The organism is Hydrocoleum sp. CS-953 (genome assembly GCF_002260545.1).
Lineage (GTDB): Bacteria > Cyanobacteriota > Cyanobacteriia > Cyanobacteriales > Microcoleaceae > Trichodesmium.
Map to the genome: position 1 here is coordinate 1 of NZ_LGSU01000514.1, position 3,444 is coordinate 3,444.

The 3,444-nt window shown below is 36.1% G+C and carries 1 protein-coding gene and 1 pseudogene; both read right to left on the reverse strand.

The features are described from left to right. Nucleotides 1-1,779: 1,779 nt before the first annotated feature. Nucleotides 1,780-2,806, reverse strand: a 1,027-nt coding sequence (locus AFK68_RS05355) for a dihydroorotase (RefSeq protein WP_143437548.1), incomplete at its 5' end; no start/stop codon positions are given. 1 nt (nucleotide 2,807) lies between these two features. Further along, a pseudogene (locus tag AFK68_RS05360) lies at nucleotides 2,808-3,322 on the reverse strand (amidohydrolase family protein); the annotation flags it as partial. Between the last annotated feature and the right edge of the window lie 122 nt (nucleotides 3,323-3,444).

Below are 3,444 nucleotides of genomic sequence, written 5' to 3' on the forward strand. Positions count from 1 at the left end.
GATACTAAGGTTAAAGAATATCTGCCGAAAAAAAGCCCGAAACTTTCTGAGTTGCAGCGACTATTAAAGTTAGCTAATACTCCTTTATCTCCATCGGTTAAATTTGACAATATAAATGGCGTGACAGTTCCTAGGGAAGATTGGGATGTGATTCGTGGGTTTATTGCGGGAATTGATGATGCTGAAAATATACCTCTGATTTTTGTTATTTGTCAGCAAAATATGGGTCAGTTCTTGTGGAATAGAGTTAATCACAGAACAAAAAAACGTTTTTGCACTTATGATGCAGAAACAAGGTGTTTTTGGGTTAATTTAAGGCAGGTATTTTTTGTATTTGTAGAATTATTTAGCCATACAGTTTCAAGGAACATTTTTAAAGCTACACATCCTTATCTAACAAACTCCAATAATTTTGGAGTAACGGTAAAAAAATTGACAAATATTCCTACTTTAATAGNAACAAAAAAACGTTTTTGCACTTATGATGCAGAAACAAGGTGTTTTTGGGTTAATTTAAGGCAGGTATTTTTTGTATTTGTAGAATTATTTAGCCATACAGTTTCAAGGAACATTTTTAAAGCTACACATCCTTATCTAACAAACTCCAATAATTTTGGAGTAACGGTAAAAAAATTGACAAATATTCCTACTTTAATAGAATCATTGGATTTAGATTTGCCACCTGCTTATACGGAAACACACAAAATTAGAAAGGAGGCAGAAAAAATTAGAATAGATTATCTTTTAAAAGTTTGCAATAATCTCAAAATATTACCCGATGACTTCAGACTCAATGAAAAACTTGTCTGGTAAAAATAAGCGATTTTAATCTCTTTTCTTCCTTTGGCAATGCTGTTTTAATTTTTGGTTAATAGACTGTATTTGGAGTTATGAAATAAACAACTTGTCTGAATTTTATTTTATTCATTTACTGAAGCTCCAGTAGGTGGATGATGAAATTTTCCTTTCCCATACGTATAGAGCAATAGTAGTTTCATTTGCTGAAGCTCCCAGAGGTGGATGGGGAAAATTTTCCTTTCCCATANAAATTTTCCTTTCCCATACGTATAGAGCAATAGTAGTTTCATTTGCTGAAGCTCCCAGAGGTGGATGGGGAAAATTTTCCTTTCCCATACGTATAGAGCAATAGTAGTTTCATTTGCTGAAGCTCCCAGAGGTGGCGCATAGAGCAATAGTCATCTCATTTGTCCCGGAGGTGGATGGTGAAATTTTTTCTTTCCCATACGTATAAAGCAATAGTCATTTCATTCGCTTAAGCTCCCGGAGGTGGATGATGGAATTTTTTCTTTCCCATACGTATAGAGCAATAGTTATTTCATTTTGTGAAGCTCCAAGAGATGGATGATCAAAATTTTCTGCCTATAGAGCAATAGTCATTTCATTTTGTGAAGCTCCAAGAGATGGATGGTAGAATTTTTCCTTTCCCATACGTATAGAGCAATAGTCATTTCATTTTGTGAAGCTCCAAGAGATGGATGGTGAAATTTTTCTGCCTATGCCTATAGAGAAATCCTTATTTCATTTTTTTCAGCTTCCAGAGACGGATAGTAGAATTTTTCCTTTTATAAAGGTTTGGGATTAAGAATATAGTTTGGGTGACAGATAGAGGGATATTAACCTCTTCAAATATTAATCAGCTAGTTAGGATTTGCAGAAAAAGTCTTTTTAAGGAGTAGGAGAGTAGGGGAGTAATTTTTTTGCCCTTCAAGTAAACTAAAAGTCAAGCAAAGTCTCAAAAAAAATCGCCACGAAAATTAATTAGGTAGCTCCAGAAAATGTCAGAGCTTGGCCTCGAACATCAGAATTAAATTCACCACGATTAAACACAACATTTCCCCCAACAATAGTAACAACAGGCCAACCAGTTAAACTCCATTCTTCAAACGGACTCCAACCACATTTTGTCATTAATTCCTCTCTCAAAACAGGGCGATAATTATCCAAATCTACTAATACTAAATCCGCATCAAAACCAGGAGCGATCGCCCCCTTTTTTGGAATCCCATAACCCTTAGCAACAGCAGTAGACATCCAATTAGAAACTTGAGCAACAGAACATCTTCCCTGCATAGCTTGAGTCAACATTAAAGGTAAAGAAGTTTCCACACCAGGCATTCCCGAAGGAGTATTCGGATAACCTTTACCCTTTTCTTCCAAAGTATGAGGAGCATGATCTGTCGCAATAAAATCAATTACTCCATCTAACAAAGCTTGCCATAAAATATCATTATCGCGAGCAGATTTTAAAGGAGGATTCATCTGAGCTAAACTGCCTATTTTTTCATAAGCACTCGTATTTAATAACAAATGTTGAGGCGTAACTTCAGCAGTCACCCAACTAGGTTTATCCTGACGCAATAATTCCGCTTCATCTCCAGTCGAAGTATGCAAAATATGTAACCTTCGCTCATACTTTTTTGACAATTTCAAAGCCATCTTAGTTGCCAATAAAGCAGCTTCATTATCCTGAATTTGTGAATGAATAGCAGGGTCAGAAATACCAGCAAACTCTTTTTTCCTTTGATCAATTCTAGCTTGATTTTCCGCATGAACAGCAATTAACCTTTTTCCCCTAGCAAAAATAGGCTCTAACTTTTCCTCCGTATCTACTAACAAAGGTCCGTGCATAGAACCCATAAAAATTTTAATTCCAGGAGTAGGATTAGCTGTTAATAAATCGGGTAAATTTTCTGCCGTTGCTCCAATAAAAAAACCGAAATTAACCAAACACTTTTGAGCTGCCCGTTGTAACTTATCATCCAATGCAGCTTGAGTAGTAGTCAAANGCAAAAATAGGCTCTAACTTTTCCTCCGTATCTACTAACAAAGGTCCGTGCATAGAACCCATAAAAATTTTAATTCCAGGAGTAGGATTAGCTGTTAATAAATCGGGTAAATTTTCTGCCGTTGCTCCAATAAAAAAACCGAAATTAACCAAACACTTTTGAGCTGCCCGTTGTAACTTATCATCCAATGCAGCTTGAGTAGTAGTCAAAGGTTTAGTATTAGGCATTTCCAGAAAAGAAGTAACACCACCTTTCACACAAGCTCGACTAGCAGTAAATAAATCTTCCTTATGTTCTAATCCAGGTTCCCGAAAATGTACCTGGGGGTCAATTACTCCCGGTAATAGGGTTAAACCTTCGGCATCTATGATTTTTTCTGGAGCTTCAGAAGATGAAATTTCTGGAGCAACTTGAATAATTTCTTGGCCTTGAGTTAGCACATCACCAATCAAAAATTCCCCATCGGGTAGAAGGATGCGGGCGCGACGAATCAGCAAAGAAGAAATAGTAGACATAATAAAAATTGGGTTTTAAGTTTCTATTGTTTTAGGAAGTAGGAAGTAGTAATCGGGGAAACAGGAAATAGACAAGAAGAAAAACAACTGTACCTTAGTAACTTGAGAAACGCTATAATGTT